At 58.1% G+C, this 24850-nt stretch carries 28 protein-coding genes; 25 read left to right on the top strand and 3 right to left on the bottom strand.

Features of this window, described 5'->3' with window-relative positions; all coding sequences use genetic code 11:
- Positions 1-36: 36 nt before the first annotated feature.
- From I6E39_RS06895 to gdhA, 8 genes are all read left to right on the top strand, one after another.
- Complete coding sequence (locus tag I6E39_RS06895; RefSeq protein ID WP_235380872.1) at positions 37-243, top strand: DUF896 domain-containing protein; 207 nt, start codon at positions 37-39, stop codon at positions 241-243.
- 190 nt (positions 244-433) lie between these two features.
- Positions 434-1297 carry a DegV family protein gene (locus I6E39_RS06890; protein WP_235380871.1) on the top strand — a complete coding sequence of 288 codons (864 nt, stop codon included), beginning with the start codon at positions 434-436 and terminating at the stop codon, positions 1295-1297.
- A 175-nt stretch (positions 1298-1472) separates the two neighbouring features.
- Positions 1473-2633, top strand: coding sequence for a sporulation integral membrane protein YtvI (gene ytvI / locus I6E39_RS06885; RefSeq protein WP_235380870.1), 1161 nt, complete (start codon positions 1473-1475; stop codon positions 2631-2633).
- Positions 2634-2771: 138 nt separating this feature from the next.
- Positions 2772-4133 (top strand): S1C family serine protease, encoded by a 1362-nt coding sequence (locus tag I6E39_RS06880; RefSeq protein ID WP_235380869.1) that lies wholly within the window; start codon positions 2772-2774, stop codon positions 4131-4133.
- A 304-nt stretch (positions 4134-4437) separates the two neighbouring features.
- A complete protein-coding gene (locus tag I6E39_RS06875) occupies positions 4438-5616 on the top strand; it encodes a DEAD/DEAH box helicase (RefSeq protein WP_235380868.1) in 1179 nt (392 codons plus the stop codon).
- 125 nt (positions 5617-5741) lie between these two features.
- Positions 5742-5951, top strand: coding sequence for a PspC domain-containing protein (locus I6E39_RS06870; protein WP_235380867.1), 210 nt, complete (start codon positions 5742-5744; stop codon positions 5949-5951).
- Between the two features lie 120 nt (positions 5952-6071).
- A complete protein-coding gene (locus I6E39_RS06865) occupies positions 6072-6947 on the top strand; it encodes a GNAT family N-acetyltransferase (protein ID WP_235380866.1) in 876 nt (291 codons plus the stop codon).
- A gap of 282 nt (positions 6948-7229) precedes the next feature.
- The gene (gdhA, locus tag I6E39_RS06860; RefSeq protein WP_235380865.1) at positions 7230-8582 is read left to right on the top strand and encodes an NADP-specific glutamate dehydrogenase; all 1353 of its coding nucleotides are present in this window, start codon (positions 7230-7232) and stop codon (positions 8580-8582) included.
- 156 nt (positions 8583-8738) lie between these two features.
- Here gdhA and I6E39_RS06855 read toward each other — a convergent pair whose 3' ends face one another.
- Positions 8739-9752 carry a prenyltransferase/squalene oxidase repeat-containing protein gene (locus tag I6E39_RS06855; protein WP_235380864.1) on the bottom strand — a complete coding sequence of 338 codons (1014 nt, stop codon included), beginning with the start codon at positions 9750-9752 and terminating at the stop codon, positions 8739-8741.
- Between the two features lie 270 nt (positions 9753-10022).
- Between I6E39_RS06855 and I6E39_RS06850 the strand changes: the two genes are divergently transcribed.
- The 3 genes from I6E39_RS06850 (at position 10023) to I6E39_RS06840 (ending at position 13042) form a co-directional block, all read left to right on the top strand.
- Positions 10023-11630 carry a peptide chain release factor 3 gene (locus I6E39_RS06850; RefSeq protein ID WP_235380863.1) on the top strand — a complete coding sequence of 536 codons (1608 nt, stop codon included), beginning with the start codon at positions 10023-10025 and terminating at the stop codon, positions 11628-11630.
- A 15-nt stretch (positions 11631-11645) separates the two neighbouring features.
- Positions 11646-12473 (top strand): Cof-type HAD-IIB family hydrolase, encoded by an 828-nt coding sequence (locus I6E39_RS06845; protein WP_235380862.1) that lies wholly within the window; start codon positions 11646-11648, stop codon positions 12471-12473.
- A gap of 179 nt (positions 12474-12652) precedes the next feature.
- On the top strand, positions 12653-13042 hold the full coding sequence (locus I6E39_RS06840; RefSeq protein WP_235380861.1) for a hypothetical protein: 390 nt from the start codon (positions 12653-12655) through the stop codon (positions 13040-13042).
- A gap of 95 nt (positions 13043-13137) precedes the next feature.
- Here the strand turns inward: I6E39_RS06840 and I6E39_RS06835 are convergent, their stop codons facing one another.
- The gene (locus I6E39_RS06835) at positions 13138-13443 is read right to left on the bottom strand and encodes a hypothetical protein (protein WP_235380860.1); all 306 of its coding nucleotides are present in this window, start codon (positions 13441-13443) and stop codon (positions 13138-13140) included.
- A gap of 3 nt (positions 13444-13446) precedes the next feature.
- Positions 13447-14535, bottom strand: a complete 1089-nt coding sequence (mnmA, locus tag I6E39_RS06830) for a tRNA 2-thiouridine(34) synthase MnmA (RefSeq protein ID WP_235380859.1) — start codon at positions 14533-14535, stop codon at positions 13447-13449.
- 328 nt (positions 14536-14863) lie between these two features.
- Here mnmA and nrdD point away from each other — a divergent pair, with 328 nt between their 5' ends.
- The 14 genes from nrdD to I6E39_RS06755 all read left to right on the top strand — a co-directional run bounded on the left by nrdD (position 14864) and on the right by I6E39_RS06755 (position 24711).
- Positions 14864-16990 (top strand): anaerobic ribonucleoside-triphosphate reductase, encoded by a 2127-nt coding sequence (gene nrdD / locus I6E39_RS06825; RefSeq protein ID WP_235380858.1) that lies wholly within the window; start codon positions 14864-14866, stop codon positions 16988-16990.
- Between the two features lie 692 nt (positions 16991-17682).
- The gene (locus I6E39_RS11090) at positions 17683-18324 is read left to right on the top strand and encodes a TetR/AcrR family transcriptional regulator (RefSeq protein WP_268842225.1); all 642 of its coding nucleotides are present in this window, start codon (positions 17683-17685) and stop codon (positions 18322-18324) included.
- Between the two features lie 43 nt (positions 18325-18367).
- Positions 18368-18700: a DUF3795 domain-containing protein gene (locus I6E39_RS06810; RefSeq protein WP_235380857.1), complete on the top strand. Its 333-nt coding sequence runs from the start codon at positions 18368-18370 to the stop codon at positions 18698-18700.
- A 161-nt stretch (positions 18701-18861) separates the two neighbouring features.
- A complete protein-coding gene (locus I6E39_RS06805) occupies positions 18862-19014 on the top strand; it encodes a hypothetical protein (protein ID WP_235380856.1) in 153 nt (50 codons plus the stop codon).
- Positions 19015-19031: 17 nt separating this feature from the next.
- Positions 19032-19601, top strand: a complete 570-nt coding sequence (locus tag I6E39_RS06800; RefSeq protein WP_235380855.1) for a hypothetical protein — start codon at positions 19032-19034, stop codon at positions 19599-19601.
- Positions 19602-19759: 158 nt separating this feature from the next.
- Positions 19760-19936: a hypothetical protein gene (locus I6E39_RS06795; RefSeq protein WP_235380854.1), complete on the top strand. Its 177-nt coding sequence runs from the start codon at positions 19760-19762 to the stop codon at positions 19934-19936.
- Positions 19937-20101: 165 nt separating this feature from the next.
- On the top strand, positions 20102-20800 hold the full coding sequence (locus I6E39_RS06790; protein WP_235380853.1) for a flavodoxin family protein: 699 nt from the start codon (positions 20102-20104) through the stop codon (positions 20798-20800).
- Between the two features lie 57 nt (positions 20801-20857).
- Positions 20858-21568: a hypothetical protein gene (locus I6E39_RS06785; protein WP_235380852.1), complete on the top strand. Its 711-nt coding sequence runs from the start codon at positions 20858-20860 to the stop codon at positions 21566-21568.
- Positions 21558-21776 carry a hypothetical protein gene (locus tag I6E39_RS06780; protein ID WP_235380851.1) on the top strand — a complete coding sequence of 73 codons (219 nt, stop codon included), beginning with the start codon at positions 21558-21560 and terminating at the stop codon, positions 21774-21776. Before I6E39_RS06785 ends, I6E39_RS06780 begins: the two co-directional genes overlap by 11 nt.
- A gap of 73 nt (positions 21777-21849) precedes the next feature.
- Positions 21850-22860 carry a C45 family autoproteolytic acyltransferase/hydrolase gene (locus I6E39_RS06775; protein WP_235380850.1) on the top strand — a complete coding sequence of 337 codons (1011 nt, stop codon included), beginning with the start codon at positions 21850-21852 and terminating at the stop codon, positions 22858-22860.
- Positions 22861-22877: 17 nt separating this feature from the next.
- Positions 22878-23162, top strand: coding sequence for a glycine zipper domain-containing protein (locus I6E39_RS06770; RefSeq protein ID WP_235380849.1), 285 nt, complete (start codon positions 22878-22880; stop codon positions 23160-23162).
- Between the two features lie 16 nt (positions 23163-23178).
- A complete protein-coding gene (locus tag I6E39_RS06765) occupies positions 23179-23532 on the top strand; it encodes a PPC domain-containing protein (protein WP_235380848.1) in 354 nt (117 codons plus the stop codon).
- A 12-nt stretch (positions 23533-23544) separates the two neighbouring features.
- Positions 23545-24093: a hypothetical protein gene (locus I6E39_RS06760; RefSeq protein ID WP_235380847.1), complete on the top strand. Its 549-nt coding sequence runs from the start codon at positions 23545-23547 to the stop codon at positions 24091-24093.
- A gap of 36 nt (positions 24094-24129) precedes the next feature.
- Positions 24130-24711, top strand: coding sequence for a CDP-alcohol phosphatidyltransferase family protein (locus I6E39_RS06755; RefSeq protein ID WP_235380846.1), 582 nt, complete (start codon positions 24130-24132; stop codon positions 24709-24711).
- The last annotated feature ends 139 nt before the right edge of the window (positions 24712-24850 follow it).

The following is a 24850-nucleotide window of genomic DNA, read 5'->3' as shown; positions in this document are numbered from 1 at the left end:
GCCCCACGATCCTAAATCAGATTTAAGGAGAATATCATGGAACAATCCAAGCTTGACCGCATCAACGCCCTGGCCAAAAAGGCCAAGAGCCCCGAGGGCCTGACCCCGGAGGAGACCGCCGAGCGGGACGCCCTGCGCCGGGAGTATATCGACGCCTACAAGCGCAGCCTCACCGCCCAGCTGGACAATACCTACATCCAGTACCCCGACGGGACCCGCCGGAAGCTGGAGAAAAAAGGATGAAAAGAAGGACCCGCCGCAGGAGACGCGCGCTTCTCCCGGCGGGTCCATTTTCAGCACAAACTGCCAAAACTGTCGAAATCTGAAGACGTTCTGAACGGGGCGGCGCATTGACAAACAAGGACTTTTTTGCCATAATAACTCCGTATAATGCTTATGAAAACGGGGCTCGCCCCGCTTAAGGGAGGCTGCTATGGCTCGTATCAAGTTTTCCACCGATTCCGCCGCCGACATCCCTGACGCCCTGCGGGAGGAACTGTCCATCCAGGTCCTGCCCTTTCCCATTGCCATGGGAGAGAAGGAACTGAACGACGGCTTTGATTTTGCGCCCCAGGAATTTTATGGGATGCTGCTCTCCACCCCCCAGGCGCCCACCCACGCCCAACTGAATCCCTATGTGTTTACCCAGTGTTTCGAGCAGGCCTGGAAGGAGGGCTATACCGATCTGATCCATACCTCCATCAATTCCAAGGGCTCCGCCACCTACGGCAACGCCCTTCAGGCCCGGGAGGAGTTTTATGAGGACCATCCCGAGGCCAGGGATACCTTTCACATTTATATCATTGACTCCCATAACTACACCATGAGCTACGGCTGGCCGGTGCTGGAGGGAGCCCGTATGGCCGCCGCCGGAAAGGAAGCGGAGGAGATCGTGTCCTACATCCAGGACTGGGTGGACCACGCCCGGGTGATCTTTGCCGCTCTGGACCTGCGCTTTGCCAAAAAGTCCGGCCGGATCTCCGCGGCTGCCGCCTTCATGGGGGAGGCCCTGGGGCTGAAGCCCGTCATGACCTTTGAGGACGGGGAGTCCAAGATCCTGTCCAAGGTGCGGGGCGAGAAGAATGTGATCTCCGCTATCGTAGAGCTGTGTAAGAAGGAGCGCCGGCCCGACAGCCCCATCCTGCTCATCCGGGGCAACAATGACGAGCAGGCGGACAAGCTGGCTCAGGCCTGCCGTCAGGAGCTGGGCCGGGAGCCGGATCTGACCTACTGCATCGGCGGCGTGATCGCCATCAACGCCGGCCCCAATCTGGTGGGCCTGCTGTATTGGGACTGAATCAAACAGACAAAACAGGATTTCCCGGCTCCATGCCGGGGAGTCCTGTTTTTTGTGTCGGACCAGCCTGTACGCCACGCCTTCACACAGAAGGGCTTCCAAGTTTTACATTTTATTCATGCTTTTTGTGGTAAGGTGGGATAGGATACTCAAAAAAACAAAGGCGGCGAAACGAATGAGACCTGGACAATTGACCTGGCGCCAGCGGGGCTGGCTGTGGCTGCGGCTGGGGATCCGGCTGATTCTGGCGGTGCTGGTCCTGTTTTTGGGGGCCAGATTCGGCCGGCCGCTGCTGTCCCTGTTCGCGCCCTTTCTTGCCGCTCTGGCGGTGGCCGTCCTGCTGAATCCGGCGGTCAAGTGGTTCCAGCGCCGGATCGGCTGGTCCCGGCAGACGCTGGCCCTGTTGATCCTGATATTGCTCTTCGGGCTGGCGGGAGGGGCGGTGGCCCTTCTGGTCTATGCCGCCGGCAATGAGGCGGCCCTGCTGCTCCAGAACTGGGACGGCCTGCTGGCCGGCCTGCAGTCGGCCCTGGAGCAGACGGAAGCCCTCTTTGCCCGCCTGTGGACCCTGGTGCCCCCTCAATTGAACGAGTCGGTGCAGTCGGTGCTGGACGGACTGCTCAATTGGCTGAGCACCGCCACCCCCACCCTGCTGAACGGAGTGCTGGACTATACCAAGGACAAGGCCATGGGCTTGCCCTCCTTTGTGGTAGCGCTGGTGATTTTTGTCATGGCCACCTACTTTCTGACGGCAGACTACCCCTATCTGCGCACCCGGGCCGTCCAGAGCATGGACGAGAGCCTGCTGCGCTTCCTGGGCCAGGTCAAGACCGTGGCCCTTGGGGCCTTCGGCGGCTATCTGAGAGCCCAGGTCTGCTTGTCAGTAGGGGTGTTTTTCATCCTGCTGGCCGGCTTTTTTGTGATCGGACAGCCCTACAGTCTGCTGCTGGCCCTGGGGCTGGCGGTGCTGGACTTTATCCCCATCGTGGGCTCGGGGACCGTAATGGTCCCGTGGGCGGTCATCGCCCTGTTTACCCGGGACTTCCCCGCGGCTGTGGAGATCATGGTCATCTGGGGTGTGGTGGCCATGTTCCGCCGGGTGATGGAACCCAAATTTGTGGGAGACCAGACAGGGCTGTCCCCCATCCTCTCCCTGGTCAGCATCTATGTGGGCATGAAGCTGGCGGGGGTGCTGGGCATGGTCCTGGGTCCCATCCTGCTGCTGGTGCTGCTCAACCTGGCGGGGATGGGCATGTTCCGGGGACTGCGGCTGGACCTGGCTGCGGCGGCCCAGGATGTGGCCGCCATTCTGTCCGAACGTCCGGACCGGCGTTGAGGTCAAGAAAATTTTGGGGAAAGTTTAAAAATAAGTCCTGTTTTCTTCATGCTTTCTTCATAATTCCGCGCTATCATATCCACAGTTCGAAAAGAGAAGAAAAATATGGACAACATATTTTGAAGGGAGCACAATATTATGAGCGACTTCAATTTTTATAACAGCGAAAACGACGGCTATAGGGGCGGCTTCGGCGATTACACCGACCCCATCCCCACCAGCGGAGGCCACGTGGGTCCCGAGAGCCAGCCTCCCAAGAAAAAGGGAAACGGGAAGCGGATCGCCGCGGCCCTGCTTGCCTGCGTTCTGGTGGGCGGCTGCGCCGGCGCGGGAGGCGCGGCCCTGTACGGACGGCTGAGCGGCTCCGGCAATGAGACCACCATTTACGAGCAGGAGCGGCCCCAAGTCCAGACCGTGGTGAACACCAACAAGGGCCAGCCCATGGAGCCCCAGGAACTGTACGCCGCCAACCTGCCCTCCTGCGTGGGCATCACCGTCTCCACCACGTCGGTGAACATCTTCGGTCAGACCACCACCTCCGCCGCATCCGGCTCCGGCTTTGTGCTGACCGAGGACGGCTACATCGTCACCAACTACCACGTCATTGAAGAGGCTGCGGAGGACAGCTCCGTAACCATTGAGGTCTCCTTTGCCAACGGCGACAAGTATACCGCCAAGCTGGTGGGGGGCGAGAAGGATAACGACGTGGCCGTGCTGAAGATCGAGGCCACCGGCCTGACCCCCGTTACTCTGGGCGACTCGGACAAGCTGGTGGTGGGTGAGGCCGTCTACGCCATTGGCAACCCCCTGGGCGAGCTGACCTTCACCTATACCAACGGCATGGTGTCCGCTCTGGACCGCCTGATCTCCACCGGGGACAACGTGACCCTGAACATGCTCCAGACCAACTGCGATATCAACCCGGGCAACTCCGGCGGCCCCCTCTTTGACAGCTACGGCAACGTCATCGGTATTACCACCGCCAAGTACACCCAGTCCTCCTCCGGCGTCTCCGCCGAAGGCTTGGGCTTTGCCATCCCCATCAACGACGTGAAGGACATCATTGCCGACCTGATCGAGCACGGCTACGTCACCGGAAAGCCCTATATGGGCATCCAGGTGAGCGCCGTCTCCAGTGACGCCCAGCGCTACGGCATTCCCGCCGGCGCCGCGGTCACCTATGTGGCGGAGGGCTCCTGCGCCCAGAAGGCCGGCCTGCAGGTGAACGATGTGATCACCGCCATCGACGACACCGCCATTGATTCCCCCTCCGCCTTGACCGCCGCCCTGTCCAGCAATTATAAGGCCGGCGACACCGCCACCCTCACCGTCATCCGTTCCCAGCAGGAGCAGAAGCTGACCATCACCTTTGACGAGAAGAACGCCGAGACCCAGGCTAACAACCAGCTCCAGCAGGATACCCAGCAGCAACAGCAGCAGAACCAGAACGGCCAGAGCGGCTACTACTACCAGTGGCCCTTCGGCGGCTTCCCCTGGTGATCCATCCTCTTCCAGGCCTTCCGCCCGCGATCCGGCAGGACCGCGGGCGGTTTTTTGCGCCGTGAGGCGTTGGGCAGGAACGGGCTTCTCCACCCGCCCGGCTCGCTGGGTAAAATCGACGCCTTTTGGGACAAAGGGATGGACAAACGGGGAAAACGCGGTATAATGTAACATGGAATATTACGGGGCGGCAGAGAACCGTCCCTTGATTCGGGGCCGCGCCGGGAGAGGCGTTGAGAACATCGTTCAGTTGGGAGGCCTTGGATCGCATCCAAAGAGACTGCAAGGAAGGAACGACAAGACGATGGAAATCAACGGACAGACGGTAAACGATACGGTGGAGTACGCCCAGCTGGGCCTCTCCGCCGAGCTGATGCGGGCCATTGAGAAGAAGGGCTACGTTCAGGCCACTCCCGTCCAGGCGGGGGCCATCCCCTACTTTATGGAGTGGAAGGACGTGATCGCCAAGGCCCCCACCGGCACCGGCAAGACCTTTGCCTTTGGCATCCCCATGGTGGAGCATATCGACCCGGAGAGCAGCGAGGTCCAGGCCCTGGTGCTGGCCCCCACCCGGGAGCTGGCCATCCAGATCCAGGACGAGCTGCGGGACCTGTGCGCCTTCAAGGAGGGGGTCCGGGTGGTGTGCCTCTACGGCGGCCAGCCCATCGACAGGCAGATTACCCAGCTGAAGAAGTCTCCCCAGATCGTGGTGGCCACGCCCGGCCGCCTGATGGACCACATGAAGCGGCGCACCGTCCGGCTGGAGAAGGTCCAGACCGTGGTGCTGGACGAGGCCGACCGGATGCTGGACATGGGCTTCGTCCGGGACGTGACCCACATTCTGGACAAGATGCCCAAGCGGCGGAATCTGGGCATGTTCTCCGCCACCATCTCCCGGGAGGTCATGGATATCTCCTGGGTGTACCAGCGGGACCCGGTGGAGATCACCGTCCCCGCCGACCAGGAGAACCGGCCCGACATCGCCCAGTATCGGCTGGATGTGGAGCGCAGCGAGAAAGCGGACACCATGGCCCGGCTGCTGGACATGGGGGACTACGAACGGGTCATCGCGTTCTGCAACACCAAGAACATGACCGACCGGCTGGCCGGACTGCTGGGGATGCGGGGCATCTCCTGTCAGGCCATCCACGGCGATATCCAGCAGTCCGCCCGGGAGAAGACGCTGAAGAAGTTCCGGGACGGGCAGATCCGGGTGCTGGTAGCCACCGACGTGGCCGCCCGGGGCCTGGATATCGACGATGTGGACGCGGTGTTCAACTATGACGTCCCCGACGAGAACGAGTATTATATCCACCGCATCGGCCGCACCGGCCGGGCAAAACGCCACGGCGTGGCCTTCTCCCTGGTGTCCTCTGTCACCGAGGGCATCCGGCTGGACGAGATCAAGAAGATCACCGGCAGCGATATCCGCACGGTCCGCTTCAACGAGCGGGGCGATCTGGTGGCCACCGTGGGAAAATAAGGGGCAGCTTTCCGGGATTTTATCGTTTTTTAATCTTTTCCCTATGGATTTTTTAGTCCTCCAGGCGTATCCTGTATCCAGAAGAACAAATTGGACACTACATTTTGGAATAGGAGAGGATCTGTATGGATAAAAAAAGATTGTACCGGACCGAGGGCGGCTGCAAAATGATCTGCGGTGTGTGCGGCGGCCTGGCGGAGTACTTTGACATCGACCCCACCCTGGTGCGGGTGGCCTGGGTCATCGCCGCCTTCCTGGGCTCCGTCGGCTTCTGGGCCTATCTCATCTGCGCCATCATCATGCCCAAGAAGAGCGACGTGTACCCCGGCTGCTGAGAAACGTCAAAACAAAGCCAGGAGCGGACGGGCCGGCCCCGTCCGCCCCGTTTTTTATCCCGCCAGCTCTTGGAAACGGCAGATTACCCATTATATTTCATGTTCAGGGAGGAGACTTCAATGCGTACCGTCCGTCCGTCCACCCCCGCGGATATCCCCGCACAGCGGGAGCTGTGGACCCTGGCCTTCGGAGACCCCGCGGCCTACCTCGACAACTTTTATGATACCTACTACCGCCCGGAGCGGGTGCTGGTGCTGGAGGAGGAGGGGCGGGTCCGCTCCATGACCGCCTGGTTCGACACTACCTTTGTGGTTCCCGGCCAGGGGAAGTACCGCGCGGCCTATCTGTACGCCGTGGCCACCCACCCGGACTGCCGGGGGAAGGGACTGGCGGGAGAACTGCTGGCGGGGGCGGACGATTATTTCCGTTCCCTGTCTATCCCCGCCGTGACCACGGTGCCTGCCGAACCCTCCCTCCACGACTTTTTCGGGGCCAACGGTTTCCGGGAGTGCTTTCGGCTGGTTGAGAGCGAGCTGAGTCCGGCCGAGGTCCCGGCGCTGAACGGCGCCAGTCCGCTGCGTCCCGCCTCGCCGGCGGAGTATGGGGCGGTCCGGGAAGGGCTGCTGGCCCATCTGCCCCACATTGCTTACCCTGAGGACGCCCTGGCCTATCAGGCCGGCTGCTGCGCGCTGTCGGGCGGAGGGATGTATGTGGGGGAGACCCAGGCCGGTCCGGTCTGTCTGTGCGCCGAGGGGGCCGGGGGCGGGCTGATGGTGGTGAAGGAGTATCTGGGCGCCCCTGCCGCCCGGCGTCTGGCCCTCCCCGGCCTGCCCCAGGCGGCCCCGGCGGAGCGATGGCTGGTACGGCGGCCCATGACTGAGGACGGAGCAGAATCCGAAGGCTGGAAGTTTGCCATGCTGAAATGGCTGGACCCGGAGCGGCAGACCCGCTGGGATTGGAACTCCACCGCCTACCTGGGCCTTGCATTTGACTGAAAACTTGCATGATATGACAAAAATGACCGTTCTTTTTTGTGAGAACGGTCATTTTTTTGCAGTTACCCGGACTTTCGTCATAAGGGAGTTGGACACCACAGCTATTTGATTGTGGAGACCCCCACAAAATTGGTGCTTTACTCTTCCAATTTTTATGTTATGATATACATATAAAGAGCAAAAACGGAGCCTTTTCCTGGGAGTTTTCCTAGTTTCCTTCAAAAAATGAAGGGGCTCCGTCAAAATCACCTTGCGTTTCATATTTTGAAGGAGGAGATTCCAATGAACAAGTACATTGAGCGCGTCCTGGCCGATACCAAGGCTAAGAACGCCAACGAGCCCGAGTTCCTGCAGACCGTCGAAGAGGTTCTGTCCTCTCTGGAGCCTGTCATCAACGCCCACCCCGAGTACGAGAAGGCCGCTCTGCTGGAGCGTATGGTCGAGCCCGAGCGCGTCATCGAGTTCCGCGTTGTGTGGGAGGATGACAACCACGAGTGGCAGGTCAACCGCGGCTACCGCGTTCAGTACAACGCGGCCCTCGGCCCCTTCAAGGGCGGCATCCGCTTTGACCCCTCTGTCAACCTGTCCATCATCAAGTTCCTGGGCTTCGAGCAGGTCTTCAAGGACGCTATGACCGGCCTGCCCATCGGCGGCGCCAAGGGCGGTTCCGACTTCGATCCTCGCGGCAAGTCCGACGCTGAGGTCATGCGTTTCTGCCAGGCTTTCGTCACCGAGCTGGCCCGCCACATCGGCCAGGACATCGACTGCCCCGCCGGCGATCTGGGCGTGGGCGGCCGTGAGATCGGCTATATGTATGGCCAGTACCGCCGCATCAAGGGCAATGCCGAGTTCGGCGCTCTGTCCGGCAAGGCTGTCTGCACCGGCGGTTCCATCCTGCGTCCCGAGGCTACCGGCTACGGCGCTGTCTACTATCTGGTCGAGGCTCTGAAGCACGACGGCGAGTCCATCGAGGGCAAGCGCATCGCCATCTCCGGCTACGGCAACGTGGGCTGGGGCATCATGAAGAAGGCCGCTGAGCTGGGCGCCAAGGTCACCTACTTCGCCGGCCCCGACGGCTACATCCACGATCCCGACGGTGTTGTCACCGAGGAGAAGCTGAACTACATCCTGGAGATGCGCGCCAAGGATCCCATGCACTGCGCTCCCTATGCCGAGAAGTTCGGCTGCGAGTTCGTTCCCAACACCAAGTGCTGGGGCGTCAAGGACGTGGACATCTACATGCCCGCCGCTACCCAGAACGACGTCAACCTGGATTGGGCCAAGAAGATTGCCGAGTCCGGCGTGAAGTACTACATCGAGGTCGCCAACATGCCCACCACCAACGAGGCTCTGGAGTTCCTGAAGGGCCAGAAGCACATGGTGGTCGCTCCCTCCAAGGCTGTCAACGCCGGCGGCGTGTCCGTCTCCGAGCTGGAGATGGCTCAGAACGCTGAGCGTCTGTACTGGTCCGCTGAGGAAGTGGATGCCAAGCTGCAGGGCATCATGAAGAACATCTACGCTTCCTCCGTCGAGGTCGCCGAGCGCTATGGCCTGGGCTACGACCTGGTCGCTGGCGCCAACATCGTTGGCTTCCAGAAGGTCGCCGATGCCATGATGGCTCAGGGTATTTTCTAATCCAAACTCTTTTATACTCACACTTTGGGCCCTGCCGCTTCCGGCAGGGCCCAAAGTGTTTTAAAGGCCGGACGGCCCTCTCAGGAGGGCCATCCGGCCTTTATACTGCTTTTCGAAATGATTGGGTCCTTTGATCCGACGGCGTGTCCCGTCCTGTCACTTCACCGGGAGGGGGAGAAAGCCGGGGCGCAGCAGGGTGGCGGGGACCAGAGCGGCCAGCAGGGGGACGGCCAACACCTGGAACGGCAGGGAGGCGGACGCGCCCCGGGCGGCGTCTTCCATTTGGTACAGGGAGGACCGGCCGGCCTCCGCCCGCTCTAGGGCAGTCAGCGCGCACAGCGCCTGTTCCGAGGCCATCTGATCGGTGCCGCCCCCCGGGAGGTGGGCAAAACCGCCGTCAGCCCGCTGAAAGGAGAGCAGCTCCGCCAACAAATCGTCGGGGACGGGCTCATCCAGGGCGCACAGGGCGATGACGGTCTGGGCGTAGGCCTCGGAAGTGGAGTAGGCCCCCGCGCTGTGAAGGGTGGTCAGGCAGGCCAGACCGGAGGCCACGGCCTTCTCCTGGTCTGCGCGGTAGAGGGCCAGAGCTTGGAGCGCCTGGGCGGTGACGTCGGGGTCGGCTTTGCTGCCGGACAGAGCCCAGCCGCCGTCGGCCAACTGGGCATCCAGGATATATTGAAGATATTGCTCCCGGAGGCCGGGGGCGGCGTCATAGCCGCCGCTGTCCAGGGCGATGAGGGCAAAAATGGCTCCGTTGAGGCCCTGGCGCACCGTCCGGTCAAAATCTTCCAGAGGGGCCAGCAGGTCATAGCCCGCCGCCTCCTGGGGGTCCTCGCCCAGGGCGGTCAGAGCCAGGATGGCCCGGTCATACTCGGTGTGCTTCCGGCTGGACAGGACTCCCTGCTTTTCACGAAGAACGGCCTCCAGGTTTTCCAGGTAGCGGTCCCGCTGGGCTGAATCCAGCCGTTCCCCACGGGCCAGACCGATGACAGCCCACTCTCCGAAGGTGGAGGAGGGCTGCGGGTCGGGGACGGTTTTTTTGACGTAGGCGGCGGCCTGGTCCAGGGCCTGGGTCCAGTCCGCCCCGGCCGCCAGGGACGGAACAACCGCGGACAGGGTCAGGACGACGGCCAGGAACAGGGACGTTAGACGGGTGGGGACTTTTTTCATGGGTGGGCTCCCTTCTTTGAAACGAAAGACCGGGCAGTTATCCGGATGGGCTCGGCCGTTTGTGGAATGGTGTTATCCAATGAAATGTGGACATGCTTGATTGGGTGGGCATTGCCTGCCACAATGCCGTTTTGAATGGCTGCCAGTATGAGCTTATACCTCAAATATTACGAAAGAACGGCTTTGTTGTCAACCTTTCCCCTTGCGGGATGGCCGTCCGTATGGTAAAATAATGAGCTAACTGAGATTTTTTGTAAGGGAGTGGACCCTTTGTCAAAATACGAATCTGAGATCAACCGCCGCCGGACCTTTGCCATCATCTCTCACCCCGACGCCGGCAAGACCACCCTGACGGAAAAGTTCCTGCTCTACGGCGGAGCCATCGCCCAGGCCGGCCAGGTCAAGGGCAAGAAGAATACCCGGGCCGCCACCTCCGACTGGATGGAGATCGAGAAGCAGCGCGGCATTTCCGTCACCTCCTCCGTCATGCAGTTCCAGTACGAGGGCTTCTGTATCAACATTCTGGACACCCCGGGCCACCAGGACTTCTCCGAGGATACCTACCGCACCCTGATGGCCGCCGACTCCGCCGTCATGGTCATCGACGCGGCCAAGGGCGTGGAGGCTCAGACCCGGAAGCTGTTCAAGGTCTGCGCCATGCGGGATATCCCCATTTTCACGTTCATCAACAAGATGGACCGGGAGGCCCGGGACCCCTTCGAGCTGTGCGAGGAGCTGGAGAAGGAGCTGGGTCTGGACACCTACGCCATGAACTGGCCCATCGGCTGCGGCAAGGAGTTCAAGGGCGTCTATGACCGGCAGAACCGGAAGGTCATCCACTTCACCTCCAACACCAATGCCAAGGCTGCCACCGCCACAGAGATCGAGCCCGATGACCCCGCCCTGGCCGACCTGATCGGTCAGGCCAAGCGCGACCAGCTGGTGGACGAGATAGAGTTGCTGGACGGGGCCTCCTGCGACTTCGATATGGACCGGGTGCGCCACGGCAAGCTGTCCCCCGTGTTCTTCGGCTCCGCCCTGACCAACTTCGGCGTGGAGCCCTTTCTGGAGGAGTTCCTGCGCATGACTACCGCCCCCCTGCCCCGCAGGGCCGGGGATGAGGTCATTGACTCCTTCGACGACGATTTCTCCGCCTTTGTCTTCAAGATCCAGGCCAATATGAACAAGGCCCACCGGGACCGCATCGCTTTCATGCGGGTGTGCTCCGGCAAGTTCGAGGCGGACAAGGAGGTCTATCACATCCAGGGCGGCAAAAAGATCCGTCTGTCCCGCCCCCAGCAGCTGATGGCCGCCGAGCGTGAGATCATTGAGGAGGCCTACGCCGGCGACATCATCGGCGTATTTGATCCCGGCATCTTCTCCATCGGAGACACCCTTTGCGCCCCCGGGAAAAAATTCACCTTTGACCCCATCCCCACCTTTGCCCCCGAGCACTTCCAGCGCATCCGCTCCATCGACACCATGAAGCGCAAGCAGTTTTTGAAGGGTGTGGAGCAGATCGCCCAGGAGGGAGCCATTCAGATCTTCAAGACCCCCTATACCGGCATGGAGGAGGTCATTGTGGGCGTGGTGGGCACCCTGCAGTTCGACGTGCTGGAGTACCGCTTACGCAGCGAGTACAACGTGGAGCTGTACAAGGAGGGCCTGCCCTACGAGTACCTGCGGTGGATCGTCAAGGAGGACGAGGACGCCCCCGCCCTGAAGGAGGAGGACCTGCTGCTGCCCAACGACGCCAAGCTGGTGGAGGACTACAAGGGCAACCAGCTGCTGCTGTTCGCCTCCCAGTGGTCCATCCAGTGGGTCCAGGACCGGAACAAGGGACTGCAGCTGGCCGAGTTCGGTGGGGCCAGGTTTTAAAGGAGTGAGGCCGAAATGAGGCCAAAGCTGATATTGACCGATTTGGACGGCACCCTGCTCCGGGACGACAAAAGCCTCTCGCCCGCCAACCGGCAGGCTCTGGAGCGGGCCGCTGCCCAGGGGGCACAGGTGGTCATCGCCACCGGCCGGTTTTACGAGGGCATCCCCGTGGAGCTGCGTGACCTGCCGTTCCTGCGCTATTTCATCCTGATGAATGGGGCCAAAGCCTATGACCGGGCGGAGGACAAGGTGCTGTACCGGGCCGAGCTCGACATGGCCGCGGCCGAGCGGGTCTTTGACCTGCTGGAGCCTCTGGACGCCAGCATGGACTGTTACCAGAACGACCGGGGGCTGATAGACCGGAAGTACTACGACCGGCTGGACTACTATATTCCCGATCTGGAGGCCCGCAAGCTGGCCCGGCGGACCCGGACCCCCCTGGACAATTTCCGGGAGGAGATTCGGACCGGGGGAAAAACGGTCCAGAAGATCCAGATCTACACGCCCCATCTGGAGCTGCGGCCCAAGGTGATGGAGATGTTGAACCGGGAGCTCCCCCAGCTGGTGCTGTCCATCTCCATGCCGTACAATCTGGAGGTCAACGCCCCCGGCGCTACCAAGGGGGAGGCGCTCCTGGCGCTGTGCCGGGCGCTGTCCGTGGACCCGGCGGAGACGGTTGCCTTCGGAGACGGCACCAACGACCGGACCATGCTGCGGTGTGCCGGGGTGGGGGTGGCCATGGCCAACGCCGCGCCGGAGACGCGGGCGGAGGCGGACCTGGTGGCCCCCTCCAACCAGGAGGACGGCGTAGCCCAGGTTTTGAGTCAGTGGTTTGGAGCATAAAGTCAAAAAAGGACGCGAAAGCGTCCTTTTTTTGCGCCTGTCAGAGCTAGCGGCATAAAAATTGATTTTTTGCTCAAGCCGCTCCTTGACCGGACCGGGAAAGCTCCTGGGCAGGTCCATGAGGAGTGAGGCACCAAGGGGCGCGCCCTTGGATAAGATGGACAGAGGGGGTGCCCTTTATGAATGAAGCGCAAAAGCGGGAGCTGTGCCGTCAGCTGGGGATCGCGGACACGTCGCTGGCCTTCCTGGTCCTGCTGATCTTATCCATCTGTCTGTCCTGGAAGGGGACGGCCATCCAGCGGGACGGGCTGTGCCGGATCCTGCGGGGGGAGGAAGAGGAGGTCCCTGACGTCTTTTCCATCCGTCTGGTGGCCAGCGCACTGGTGGTCGGGTGCCTGGCCTACTTTTTTGGCCTGGCTCTGGATACCTGGGAGGAGAGCCGGTCTGGGGACTGTGCTGCGCGCGGTTCCGCGGACCGGAACGCCTGGGCTTCTCTGTTTGTTCTGGCCGCCGCCCTGATCCGGCTGTGCGATCTGATCCTGACCCGATGCCAAAGCGGCGAAGAATAATAGATATAAAAGGAGGATGCAGCGATTCACTGCATCCTCCTTGCGATGATAGGACATATGGAGGGCCATGACGGCCGATATGCGGGAAGAACCCGTCAGATAGACCAGCCGCCGGAGTTTCCGCCGCGCTTGTTCCCGAACTGGAACCAGAGGGCGATGACCAGCAGGATCAAGCCAATGATGCTGCTGATGGCGGAGAGCGTCTCCGATATGATCCCGTTGCTGTACAGCAGCTGGCAGATGGCCAGAAAGACCAGGTCGCCCAGGAGCAGATTACGGGCGGTGGGGTCCATGCGTTTCTGCATCCGGTCCTTTTCGTCGGCCAACTTGGCCTGGTTGGCCTGGCGCTTGGCGTTGATGGTGGACTGGGAGTGACGTTTTTTATGCTTCTTCTGGCTCATGGGTCAAGGTTCTCCTTTCAAAATGGTGGCTCCGCCGACCACAAGGTCGCCGTCGTAGAAGACTACGGCCTGGCCGGGGGTAATGGCCCGTTGGGGCTGGTCAAAGGTGACCCGGATAGTGTCCGGACCGGTCTGCTCCACGGTGCAGGGCTGCTCCGCCATGCGGTAGCGGATCTTGGCCCGTAGACGGAGAGGCCCGTCCAGCCGGGAGACGGGGATGAGATTCAGCTGGTCGGCGGTGAGAGAGCGGGCAAAGAGGCCGGCGTTGTCTGAGAGAACTACCGCGTTGTCTTCGGGACGAAGCTCCTTCACATAGAGCCGGCCCTGGTTGGAGGATACCCCCAAACCCCGGCGCTGTCCCACGGTGTAGTCTACGATGCCGGTGTGGGTGCCCAATTGGCGGCCCGTCTGATCCAGGAAGGGGCCGGCAGGGTAGTCCCGGCCGGTGTGCCGGCGGATAAAGGCGGCATAGTCCCCGTCCGGGACAAAGCAGATATCCTGGCTCTCCCGCTTGTGGGCGTTGATCAGGCCGTGCTCCGCCGCGATGGTCCGGATCTCCTCCTTGGACAGTCCGCCCAGGGGGAACAGACTGTGGGAGAGCTGGTCCTGGGTCAGGCTGTACAGCACATAGCTCTGGTCCTTTTCCGGGTGGAGGGCCTTGCGGAGCAGCCAGCGGCCGGAGCCCCCGTCAAATTCCAGACGGACATAGTGGCCGGTGGCTACCTGGTCCCGGTCCAGCTCCCGGGCCCGCTGGAGGAGTGCGCCGAATTTGAGGTACCGGTTACAGTCGATGCAGGGGTTCGGGGTCTCGCCCCGCTCGTATGCGCACACAAAGCGGTCCATGACCTGGGTGCGGAAGGGCCGGGAGAAGTTGAAGACATAGTGGGGGAAGCCCAACTGCCGGGCCACCGCCCGGGCGTCCTCGGCGTCATCCAGGGAGCAGCAGGCGCTTTCTCCCTGAATACCGGCGTCGCCGTTGTCAAAGAGCTTCATGGTGATCCCAATCAGATCATGGCCGGCCTCCCGCAAAAGAAAGGCGGCGGCGGAGCTGTCCACGCCGCCGCTCATAGCGACGGCAACGCGGGCGCACATTGGCAGATCCCTCCCTGTTCCCGCGGCGGGCGAGCGCCGCGGTCAATTCGCTGAAATTCAAATGAAAGTATACCACATATTATGCCCAAGGGCAACCGAAAGGGGCGAAAAACGGACGGAAGCGGCGAAATCCGACATTTATCTGCATGAAAAGGAAGAACATAATATTGTATCTAAAATTCTAAAGAGACAAAAAACAGCACAATATATTGTGTAGAAATACAATAGACAAAAGAGAGCGCCCGTGTTATACTAACCTCCGATGTATTTCGGCGGGCGCTGCGCCGATGATAGATAAATACCCTCGCTAAGGAAAGGAGATCGTGCAATGAAGGTCATTAAACGAGACGGGACCATCGTGGATTACGACAGGAGCAAGATCGTCACAGCCATTGAAAAAGCCAATGCGGAGGTCCCCCAGGAGGACCGGCTGAGCCGGGACCGCATTGATGCCATCATCGACCGCATTGAGGGGATGAAGCGTCCCCGGATGCTGGTGGAGGACATTCAGGACCTGGTAGAGCAGGGGCTGGTGGCGGAGAACAAGTTCCACCTGGCCAAGACCTACATCATCTACCGCTATAACCGGGCCCTGGTCCGGAAGGCCAACACCACCGATGAGTCCATTCTGTCTCTGCTGCGTAACGAAAATCAGGAGCTGGCGGAGGAAAACTCCAACAAGAACACCATGATCGCCGCTACCCAGCGGGATTATATTGCCGGCGAAGTGAGCCGGGACCTGACCCGCCGCATCCTGCTTCCTGAGAAGATCTCCAAGGCCCACGACGAGGGGACCATCCATTTCCACGACGCCGACTACTTCGTCCAGCCCATTTTTAACTGCTGCCTCATCAACATCGGGGACATGCTGGACAACGGAACCGTGATGAACGGAAAGCTCATCGAGTCTCCCAAGAGCTTCCAGGTGGCCTGCACCGTGATGACCCAGATCATCGCCTGTGTGGCCTCCAACCAGTACGGCGGCCAGTCCGTGGACCTGCGGCACCTGGGTAAGTATCTGCGCCGGAGCAAGGAAAAATTCCGCAAGCACATCGCCTACGAGTGCGCCGGCCAGGCTGACGACGCCACCGTGGAGCGGCTGGTCAACGACCGTCTGAGGGACGAGCTGAAGTCCGGCGTCCAGACCATCCAGTACCAGATCAACACCCTGATGACCACCAACGGCCAGTCTCCCTTCGTCACCCTGTTCCTCAACCTCCAGGAGGGCGACCCCTATCTGGAGGAGAACGCCATGATCGTGGAGGAGGTGCTCCGCCAGCGGCTGGAGGGCATTAAGAACGAAAAGGGCGTCTATATCACCCCCGCTTTCCCCAAGCTGGTCTACGTTCTGGACGAGCACAACTGCCTCAAGGGCGGTAAGTACGACTATATCACCGAGCTGGCCGTCAAGTGCTCCGCCAAGCGGATGTACCCCGACTATATCTCCGCCAAGAAGATGCGGGAGAACTACGAGGGCAACGTGTTTTCCCCCATGGGCTGCCGCTCCTTCCTGGCCCCTTGGAAGGACGAGAACGGAAACTACAAGTTCGAGGGCCGCTTCAACCAGGGCGTGGTCTCTCTGAACCTGCCCCAGATCGGTATCCTGGCCCGGGGCGACGAGGAGAAGTTCTGGGAGCTGCTGGAGGACCGCCTCCAGCTGTGCTTCGAGGCCATTATGTGCCGCCACAACGCGTTGAAGAACGTGAAGTCCGACTCCAGCCCCATCCACTGGCAGTACGGCGCCATCGCCCGTCTGCCCAAGGGCGCTCCCATCGAGCCCCTGCTCTACGGCGGCTATTCCTCTATCTCCCTGGGCTATATCGGCCTGTACGAGGTGACTAAGCTGGTGAAGGGAGTCAGCCACACCCAGCCCGGAGGCACCGAATTTGCCCTGAAGGTGATGAACCGGCTGCGTAAGGCCTGCGACGACTGGAAGCGCGAGACCAACATCGGTTTCGCCCTCTACGGCACGCCCGCCGAATCCCTGTGCTACCGCTTTGCCCGCATCGACAAGGAGCGCTTCGGCACCATTCCCGACGTCACCGACAAGGGCTACTATACCAACAGCTACCATGTGGACGTGCGGGAGCATATCGACGCCTTTGAGAAGTTCACCTTCGAGAGCCAGTTCCAGAAGATCTCCACCGGCGGCTGCATCTCCTATGTGGAGATCCCCAACATGCGCAACAACCTGGAGGCCCTGAAGGAGGTCGTCCGGTTTATCTATGACAATATCCAGTACGCCGAGTTCAACACCAAGAGCGACTACTGCCAGTGCTGCGGCTTCGACGGGGAGATCATTATTAACGACGATAACCAGTGGGAGTGCCCCGCCTGCCATAACACCGACCGCTCCAAGATGAACGTCACCCGCCGAACTTGCGGTTACCTGGGTGAGAACTACTGGAACGTGGGTAAGACCAAGGAGATCAAGGCCCGGGTGCTGCACCTGTGATGCCAGGTGTGGGTATGTGTTGATTTGAGACTCTATCGCGAACAGAAGTTTGTGTTCAGGTGTTTTCGCAGTGCCCCTCATTCATTCTACCGAATATTTACGCATATTAAGATATATAAGAACACCTCCTCAATGAGGAGGTGTTCTTATATCATATCAGTCATTTAAAACTTCTTTCTTCAAATCTTCGGTAGAGATAGTTTGTTTGAATGGTTTGCCGATTCCCAGTGGAAGGTGACTTCATCAGTATTTTTATTGTTGCCTTTGCGAGATGAGCTTCCCACATTTTTTGGTTCTTTCGTATGTCCGTCACCAGCGTGTTGCCGCTGTATCTGGCATGGAAGGAGGCAGAGGTGAGAAACAGGATGGGGACTTTGGACACCTTTCGGCTCTCCCGGCACCAGTGGCAGCCGTTGAAAAAGGGGAGGGAGATATACCAGATGGAGATAAGGTTGCGCACTCTGCCAGCACGTTGTCAAACTGCTCCGCATAGACCACCTGATACCCCCAGCGCTCCAGATGCCGCTGCACGGCCCAGGTGATGACGGGGTCATCCTCCGCCACAATATAAAATCCCCAAAAACTATTGACTACCGAACGATAGGTAGTTATACTGTAAATAGTTATCAACTGATATGCCATTCTTCATGCAGATGGCAGAATACTTTGGTTACAATGAAGGAGAAGTGGTTATGGATCGAGGAAACACAAAGCGGGAGATCCTGGAAGCGTCGCTGAATCTGTTTTCCGTACAGGGATTTGAGGCCACCTCGATCTCCCAGATTGCGGGTGCCGTCGGCATTCGGAAGGCGTCACTTTACAGCCATTTCGAGAGCAAGCAGGCAATTCTGGACGCACTTGTCAAGGATGTTTTGGACCAGTATGCGACGCATTCTATTTTTGCGAAGACCAATTGGGAGAAGGATTCGGATAACCTTCCTCGGACTCCCGATGCGGCTGTGCAAATGATCCTGGGACAGATCCGTTATATCCTCCATGACCCCTCTATCAGCAGGGCACGAAAAATGCTGGTCATCGAACAGTTCCAGAATCCGGAGCTGGCGGAGCTGCAGAGCAAGCAAAATTATTCCGACGTGATGCAATACTTTACCGGGCTTATCAAGGTTCTGATCCGGCAGGGTATTCTGTCGGACGATGACCCTGAGATCATGGCGGCTCAATTCTGCCTCCCTATTTCCGTGTGGATCAACCTCTGTGACCGGGAGCCGGACCGGGAGCCAGAGGTCATGGAACTGGTAAGCAGGCACATTCAGCAGTTTTTCAGGCTCTATCGGCCGAAAGAGCAGACGGCCTTTTTTCAGAAGCTGGATTGAGGACTTTTGATGTATAAATCGGAATTTGAGGAGGCACATAACCATGAGAGATATGATTGCTTACTGCGGGCTGGATTGTGAAAAATGCGACGCATATCTTGCAACGATCAATGACAATCAAGCGTTGCGTGAAAAAACTGCAAAATTATGGGCGGAGTTAAATAATGCTCCCATTCTGCCTGAACATATCAAATGCCAAGGCTGTCGTGTGGATGGGATTAAAACTGTATTCTGCGATAGTCTTTGCGGGATTCGTCAGTGTGCGTTGAAAAAAGGTGTGACGACATGTGGTGACTGCCAAGACATGGAAAAATGTCAGACGGTTGGAATGATTATCTCAAATAATCCCGAAGCTCTGAACAATTTGAGAGGATAGACTACATAGGTTGACAGCGTTCAGTTTATAGAGCAGGATTACTGACCATTTGCAAAAATTGCGGCTGTGTCCGCTGCGGCATGGCCGCTTCATTTTGAAAGCGCTTCCTACCGAACGATAGGAAGCATTTCTCTGGCCGGTTTTGAAAGGAATTTAAGAATATGAACGCAGAAGAAAAGACGGCATGGATCGATGAGGAAAACAAAATTGTGTCGTTCCATGCAATTGATAACGGAAAAATGATAAGAAAAGCGGAAAGCCTGTTTTGGGACTTTATATCCGGACTGGCGAAATCAGGATACCGGGTCATGTAAAGGGAGATTGTTTTAATATGAAAAGAATAACCGTACTGCTTCTGGCAGCGATCCTCTGCCTGTGCCTGGCAGCGTGCAGCAAAGAGCCTGAACCCGAGCAAAGCCCGCAGGAAACCCATACGGAAGCGACCGAAACAGGAGAAAGAACTGAGGAGATGCAGCAGCAAAGCGACAGTTCCTCCCACAGCGGAAACGCGGCAGAAAAGTCAGAAGAACCTGTACAGCAAAGCATCGAATTGGCCGGACTGTGGCATCTGGACAGGGAGAGGAATGACCTGGCCGAATTTGCGGATTCACTGGACTTGTTCCCTGGCTACGGGGAATGGGGCGCCAGTATGGAGATCCGGAGCGATGGGCAAATGAGCTGGTACATCGGAGCCGAGGGCTGGCACGGAACCTATACCCTGGAGGATGGGGTAATTCACGCCCAGTTGACCTCTGATTTGGAGCAGTCCACACGGCTCTGGGACTTCCGTATCGCCATAGAAAATGAAACGGCAGAGCTGGAAATGGATTATGAGGATATGACGATCTATTGGGTTTATGGAGATCAAAAGGACCCCGCAAGTGGGACTGACAACGCGTAACAGAAGAATTGGAAAGAGATAAGCGCAAATCTGTAAAATTGACACATTCAGATGTAAAAACCACCTATATGCAGCCGGAATTCTCTTGTAAACTATAGAGCGTAAGATGATGTAAATTGGGAACTCACCAATACTGAATTATGTAAGGAGAAAAAGCTATGGAAAAGAAGTCAATTCACGAGATTATCTCTGTCATTTTCAAAGCGGTGACCCTGGCCATGGGCGTCGCCGTTGTGGTGCTGTCCTGCCTGGGCAGTCTGGAACCGCAGACCGCTGTTACCCTGCTTGGCATCGGACTTGCCTGTGCCGGAATCTCCATGCTGGAGAAACGGTAATGGAAAGATGTTGCAGGCAACCTGTCCCTGTAAACGCACAAACTGTCCCAGACACGGTGACTGCGCAGCCTGCCGGGAACACCATCACGCGTCCAGCCGTAAACCGCTGACCCGGTGCAAAAGGCTGGAGCGGAAAACTGAAGTGATTTAGAGAGGTTTGCTAGGATGAAAATTGCCATCATTCACGGACAGAGCCATGAGGGAAGCACTTGTATGGCGGCAAGGGAGCTTGCGAATAAGGTGGGCGGGGAAATCCGCGAGTTTTTTCTGCCGCGGGATTTTAACAAGTCCTGCCTTGGCTGCTATACTTGCTTCAAAACAGACTTATCCAACTGTCCGCATTACAAAGAGCTGGAGCCGCTGGTGACGGCGATTCTGGATGCGGATCTGCTGATTCTGGAAAGTCCGGTATATGTGTATCATGCCACGGGCCCGATGATGAGCTTTCTGGATCATTTTGGGGCTTGGTGGATGGTCCACAGGCCTTTGCCGGAAATGAGCGGGAAACAGGCAGTCGCCATAGCAACCGCGGCCGGCGGCGGGATGAAAAGCACCGTGCGGGATATGGCCGACAGTCTGGAAATGTGGGGCATCCACAAGGTATATAAGCTGGGTTTTGGGGTCCAGGCGACCAAGGCGGAGGAGATCCCGGAAGGGATCCTGCGGAAGATCCACAGAAAGACGGACCGGTTGGCCTGCCGGATCCGAAAAAACGTAGGCAAGCGCGGCTGTAATGGCCGGGCAAAAAAGTGGTTTTATCTAATGCGCTTTGCCCACAAGCATTTCCCTCCCATGGAGCCGGATTACAGCTATTGGGAAAAGCAGAACTGGCATGGTAAAGACAGGCCCTGGCATCAGGCCTGACAAGTCGCATCGACGCTTGATTCCCAACGCCGATTCCATACATAGGAGAAAACGAAAATGAAAGCATGGAAAAGAATCGTGACTGTGCTGTTGGTGATTGCAGTCATTCTGGCGGCGGTGTTCCTCGCCGGACGCTACGGATGGAAGCTGGGCGGCTTTCGCGCCTGTCAGGGCGCGGGGATCACCTCTGTGGAAGTCAACGAGAAGGCCGTGCATATCACAGGTTTCTACCCAGGCTCCTTCCCGGAGGGTTTCTGCGGTTACTATGCCAAGGAGCAGGACGGCAAACTCTATGTGGGCTTCCGGTTCAGCGCAGTGTTTGGTTTCTTTGAGACAGGTGACTTTGATGTCACCATTCCGGTCAAGGGCGAGATCACCGAGGTGATCTTGAAAACCAGCATGAACGAAATCTCTGTCTGGAACGCGCGGACCGACTTCCTCCCCCAATCGGAGCAATACGGCGTCTATGTGAAGCTGGAGCGAGACGATGTGTATTCCGTCTCCATGTCTTACGACGGCTTCAGCGGAGGTGTGCGCTGCGCGGATTACACAGCCATGGACAGCGGAGAATACTGCTTTATGGATAACGATATCATGATGGCCTCCAAGGCTGCGGACGCCCCGGTGCCCTTTACCATTACCGTACAAGACACAGGCGGAGTCGTGGTAGCGTCCGGTAAATTCTCCTTTGATGCCAATATGGAAAAAATGTATCTGACCGTCACCTCAGACGGCAAAATCATAGAGGACAAAGATTATGAAGGATAAGCATTTTACTTCCCGAATGCTCATCTGCGCCGGAGCGCTGATCAGTATATCCGGCATTCTTATCGCCATCTGCGCACAAATCGCCTATGGCGGTATCCTGTTCGCGGCGGCCGCCTGTATGTTCTTTGCGGCGCGCAATTTCCGCATTGCGGAAGATCAAACAAAAAATGAGAATCAGGAGGCGGAGACAGAACATGGGCAGGAATAAGAAAACCATTCTCAGATGGATCTGCGGTATTGTCGCCGCACTTCTTGTCATTTTCGCCGCAGGCGCATGGATAATGTTCGGCACCTTCATTACAGCGGCAAACAGCATCGAAAAGCTGGAGGACGGCCTGTACTCCATGGAGTACAACGGGGATTACGGATTTGATGACTTTCTGGCCCGGGGCGGTGCTGCCAGCGACGGCGAAGTGGCGGATTATCTGGTATCGTTTTTGTCCCGCGGCTTCTACAAAATCGAAAGTGATGTACAGACCGGGGAGTTTGGCTGCTCCACGGTTTGTACACAGGATGAGCACGGCACTATCTTCTTTGGGCGCAACTATGACTGGGAAGAATGCCAGACCATGATCGTACATACCAAGCCAAAAGACGGCTATGAGTCCGTGTCCACCTGCTGTCTTGACTTTCTGGGTTTCGGCGAGGGCTATGCTCCCGACGGCTCCATGATGGATCGGATGCAGACCCTGGCTGCCATCTATGTTCCCTTGGACGGAATGAACGAAAAAGGCCTGGTGGTCGCCGACCTGATGGCTGGAGACACGGAGGAGACCCACCAGCGGACCGATAAGCCTGATCTGACTACAACAACCGCCATTCGCCTTCTGCTGGACCGGGCGGCAGATGTGGATGAAGCAATTGCACTGCTGGAGCAGTACGATATGAACTCCTCCGTCGGCTCGGCGCACCATCTCTCCCTTGCGGACGCCAGCGGAAAGAGCGTGGTGGTGGAGTATGTGGACGGCGAGATGCTGGTCGCGGAGACGAAGGTAGTCACCAACCACTATCTCAGCGACTGCGAAAAGCAGGGCGTCGGTTCGGAGCAGTCCCATCTCCGGTTTGATACCCTTTCCGCCTACACCGGCTCTGCCGATGAAATGGATGTCCGGGATATGCTGGAATCCGTGGCGCAGAAGAACTACCCGCAGACAGACAGCAGCTATGAAAAGACCATGTGGAGCATTGTGTATTGCCCGCTGGGCCGGTGCGCCGATTTCTACTTCGCTGAAAACTATGAGCACAGCTATGGGCTGCTGCTCCAGGAAAAGGGCGGCTTTTTGAAGCGTTAAGGAGGGAGCGTCTGATCATGGAAGATGTATTTGATTTTGTTCATGCGGCCCTGCCGTGGATCGCGGTGGGCCTGCTCCTCGCGGTGTTTTTTGCAAGAAGTGCAGGGAAGAAAAAGAAGGAAGAACAAACCAGTGATTATGGAACCGAGGGTATGTGTCTGGGAATGTGCCTTGGCTCGGCAATCGGAGCATCAGGCGCTGTCAGCATTGGGATTGGGCTGTCCCTCGGTATGCTGATCGGGTTGGTCATCGGAACCTGCATCCAGAAAGAGAATCGCGGCGAGGACAATGACCAAAAGTAAAAGAGCTGTTCTTATCATGCTTCCCCTGCTGCTTCTTGCAGGGGGTGGCGTGTTCCTGTTCTGTTGCAATCAGGAGGGCTTCACGGGCAGCTGCATCAAAAATCCGGACGCCTATCTGCTGGACCTTCAGCGGATGGACGGCACCGATCTGCATACTTTGGAACTGCACGAGGGGGACGTCCTTCAGATCGAATTTGAAACAAAGAAAGGTTCTCTGTACATGGAGATCAAAGCGCCGGACGGGACAACCATTTACCGTGGGAACGGGAAAGAAACTACCGAGTTTACGGTGAACATCCGGGAAAGCGGTGTCTACACGATTGTTGTGGAAGCCCGGCACGCAAAAGGAACCATTCATATTTCAACTTGAGGAGGAAACAACATGAAATCTCTGCAAACCATCCAAAAGACCTTTCGGGTCTTTCAAATTCTCACAAAAATTGCTTGGGTCCTTTCCATCGTCGGTGCGTCCATCTGTGCTGTCGGCGCTCTGTGCGCTATGGCATGGTACACCGGAGGACAGGTATTCAGCCTCTTTGGTGAACCGATAACGATTTTTGCCAGCGGCGAGAACCTGAATCAGATGCTGGCAGTGCTGCTGTCTGATCTGATCCTGCTGTCTACCGAAGCGATCCTGCTGGCCCTCGCCGGACGGTATCTCAAAACCGAACAGGCCGAGGGTACCCCCTTTACGGAAAACGGTGCGAATCTCATCAAGAAGCTGGGCATCCGCTGCATCTATATGCCCATCGTAGCAGTGGTGATCGCATCTGTCATCACGGTTTGTCTGGGCGTGGAACGAAGCGGCGATATCAGCAATCTCCCCAGTGTGGCCACCGGCATCGTTCTGATCCTGGCTTCTCTGATCTTCCGGTACGGCGCAGAGCTGGAGGAAGGAAAGCGCTCCCTGATTTCTGACGGGGAAGAATAAATCGGGCGCAATCAAAATCAGGAATGAGGAAAGTCTGTGAAAAGGAATGTTAAGCAAGTCCACAAATGGAATACAGCAGATACCATAACATCTGTGCGGATCGCCGCTTCTCTTTTCCTGCTTTTCCTCCCTCTGCGCTCTGCCGGGTTTCTTGGGGTTTATACCCTCGCCGGTCTGACGGACGCACTGGATGGCTGGCTGGCGAGGAAAGCAGGGACGGCCAGTGACTTCGGCGCAAGGCTGGACAGTATTGCGGACTTAGTATTTTACGCCGTTTTGCTGCTCCGGCTTTTCCCGCTTTTATGGCGGACGCTGCCGGTGGCGATCTGGTATGTTGTGGCAGGTATTTTGCTTGCGCGGTTGGCCGCCTATGCTGTGGCGGCAATCAAATACCATCGTTTTGCTTCCCTGCATACCTGGCTGAATAAGCTGACGGGCGTTGGCATTTTCCTGCTGCCCTATGTCTTTGCGGTGTCAACAGGTGTTGGATACAGCTGGGCGGTTTGTGTGCTTGCCCTTGCCGCGTCTTTGGAGGAACTGGCGATCCATCTTTGCCGAAAAGATTACTGCTCTGACAGGAGATCCATCGTTCAGAGAGAAAACGGAATTAGAACATGAAAAGATGTGAAGCGACAAAGCTGTTTGGCAGGTGATATGAGAATGGCTGCGATTCTGAAATAAAAAGGACCTGTTGACAAAGTGGCGTATAAACCCTTTCTATGGTACAATAACTATAGGGAGGGATGTGGCATGATGG

Origin of the sequence: Pseudoflavonifractor phocaeensis, from assembly GCF_021531375.1 — a bacterium.
GTDB classification, from domain to species: Bacteria; Bacillota; Clostridia; order Oscillospirales; family Oscillospiraceae; genus Lawsonibacter; species Lawsonibacter phocaeensis_B.
The sequence above is the reverse complement of the archived record's forward strand: the minus strand, read 5'-3'. Positions and strand labels throughout refer to the sequence as shown.

Coding starts and splice junctions, on each gene's coding strand:
- I6E39_RS06895 (WP_235380872.1), top strand. CDS start 37: ATGGAACAATCCAAGCTTGACCGCATCAACGCCCTGGCCAAAAAGGCC.
- I6E39_RS06765 (WP_235380848.1), top strand. CDS start 23,179: ATGCTTCCCCTGCTGCTTCTTGCAGGGGGTGGCGTGTTCCTGTTCTGT.
- I6E39_RS06760 (WP_235380847.1), top strand. CDS start 23,545: ATGAAATCTCTGCAAACCATCCAAAAGACCTTTCGGGTCTTTCAAATT.
- I6E39_RS06775 (WP_235380850.1), top strand. CDS start 21,850: ATGTTCGGCACCTTCATTACAGCGGCAAACAGCATCGAAAAGCTGGAG.
- I6E39_RS06800 (WP_235380855.1), top strand. CDS start 19,032: ATGAAAAGAATAACCGTACTGCTTCTGGCAGCGATCCTCTGCCTGTGC.
- ytvI (WP_235380870.1), top strand. CDS start 1,473: ATGAGACCTGGACAATTGACCTGGCGCCAGCGGGGCTGGCTGTGGCTG.
- I6E39_RS06835 (WP_235380860.1), bottom strand. CDS start 13,443: ATGAGCCAGAAGAAGCATAAAAAACGTCACTCCCAGTCCACCATCAAC.
- I6E39_RS06845 (WP_235380862.1), top strand. CDS start 11,646: ATGAGGCCAAAGCTGATATTGACCGATTTGGACGGCACCCTGCTCCGG.
- mnmA (WP_235380859.1), bottom strand. CDS start 14,535: ATGTGCGCCCGCGTTGCCGTCGCTATGAGCGGCGGCGTGGACAGCTCC.
- I6E39_RS06780 (WP_235380851.1), top strand. CDS start 21,558: ATGAAGGATAAGCATTTTACTTCCCGAATGCTCATCTGCGCCGGAGCG.
- I6E39_RS06840 (WP_235380861.1), top strand. CDS start 12,653: ATGAATGAAGCGCAAAAGCGGGAGCTGTGCCGTCAGCTGGGGATCGCG.
- I6E39_RS06805 (WP_235380856.1), top strand. CDS start 18,862: ATGAACGCAGAAGAAAAGACGGCATGGATCGATGAGGAAAACAAAATT.
- I6E39_RS06870 (WP_235380867.1), top strand. CDS start 5,742: ATGGATAAAAAAAGATTGTACCGGACCGAGGGCGGCTGCAAAATGATC.
- I6E39_RS06875 (WP_235380868.1), top strand. CDS start 4,438: ATGGAAATCAACGGACAGACGGTAAACGATACGGTGGAGTACGCCCAG.
- I6E39_RS11090 (WP_268842225.1), top strand. CDS start 17,683: ATGGATCGAGGAAACACAAAGCGGGAGATCCTGGAAGCGTCGCTGAAT.
- I6E39_RS06785 (WP_235380852.1), top strand. CDS start 20,858: ATGAAAGCATGGAAAAGAATCGTGACTGTGCTGTTGGTGATTGCAGTC.
- I6E39_RS06770 (WP_235380849.1), top strand. CDS start 22,878: ATGGAAGATGTATTTGATTTTGTTCATGCGGCCCTGCCGTGGATCGCG.
- I6E39_RS06810 (WP_235380857.1), top strand. CDS start 18,368: ATGAGAGATATGATTGCTTACTGCGGGCTGGATTGTGAAAAATGCGAC.
- I6E39_RS06790 (WP_235380853.1), top strand. CDS start 20,102: ATGAAAATTGCCATCATTCACGGACAGAGCCATGAGGGAAGCACTTGT.
- gdhA (WP_235380865.1), top strand. CDS start 7,230: ATGAACAAGTACATTGAGCGCGTCCTGGCCGATACCAAGGCTAAGAAC.
- I6E39_RS06795 (WP_235380854.1), top strand. CDS start 19,760: ATGGAAAAGAAGTCAATTCACGAGATTATCTCTGTCATTTTCAAAGCG.
- I6E39_RS06865 (WP_235380866.1), top strand. CDS start 6,072: ATGCGTACCGTCCGTCCGTCCACCCCCGCGGATATCCCCGCACAGCGG.
- I6E39_RS06855 (WP_235380864.1), bottom strand. CDS start 9,752: ATGAAAAAAGTCCCCACCCGTCTAACGTCCCTGTTCCTGGCCGTCGTC.
- I6E39_RS06880 (WP_235380869.1), top strand. CDS start 2,772: ATGAGCGACTTCAATTTTTATAACAGCGAAAACGACGGCTATAGGGGC.
- nrdD (WP_235380858.1), top strand. CDS start 14,864: ATGAAGGTCATTAAACGAGACGGGACCATCGTGGATTACGACAGGAGC.
- I6E39_RS06890 (WP_235380871.1), top strand. CDS start 434: ATGGCTCGTATCAAGTTTTCCACCGATTCCGCCGCCGACATCCCTGAC.